This window comes from Vibrio sp. Vb1980, from assembly GCF_033338615.1.
GTDB lineage: Bacteria > Pseudomonadota > Gammaproteobacteria > Enterobacterales > Vibrionaceae > Vibrio > Vibrio alginolyticus.
Window position 1 is genome coordinate 1 of the sequence record NZ_JAWOSZ010000079.1, and the last position, 732, is coordinate 732.

The 732-nt window shown below is 47.5% G+C and carries 1 protein-coding gene; it reads right to left on the bottom strand.

The genetic code is table 11. The features are described 5' to 3' along the window. Positions 1-114 precede the first annotated feature (114 nt). A partial coding sequence (locus R7F64_RS23875) for a DUF4382 domain-containing protein (protein ID WP_318072149.1) occupies positions 115-732 on the bottom strand: 618 nt, incomplete at its 5' end.

Here is a 732-nt window from a genome sequence, read left to right on the forward strand (position 1 = left end):
ATGAGCGTCTGGCGTATCAATATATGCAGTACATGTGTAGCCAATGCTGTAAGTACCTGGGCCAATGTAACCAAACTCGTAGCTGTAGATTGTATTGCCTTCTTCGTCTTGCGATTAATTCACGTTAGCTACCGCAACTGGCGCGTTGAGTGGAGCTGTCGCGCCCATATCGCCCATGGTTGAGCGATCCATGGAACCCGCATACAGGTAAACAGAGTGAACGGCAGACACATCATGAATCGCGTTCCATGCCGCACTGTCTGCTTCGCAAGCTTGGTATTGCACGTTACTTACCGTGCCAGCGATATGGCCTGAATCTGATGCGTTCACCAAACTTACGGCATTCGAGTTCATGTTCATATGATCTTGGCCGACTGGATCCGCCAGACCTTTACGCAAATCAAACTCTACAACGTAGCTATTGTGCCCAGTATGAACTTTTACATACTGACCTTTTTGGGAAAACTTCAAGCGACCCTGATCGCTGGTATCGGGCTTAAAGCCAAAGCAGCTCCCACGACTTGGAACAACAAGACCTTTTACTGAGCCATCAGTTTTTTCGACATACGATAGAGACGTATCATTCAACTGTCGGCCATCTTTCGCGTAAACGCACATGGCGTAATCACCCGGAGCAATTTGTTGTTCGCTAATGATGGTTTTGGCATTTTTCCCTTGGTATTCCATCAAATCAACTTGATGTAGAGCACCGTTCTCGCTTGCGTCTAGCAG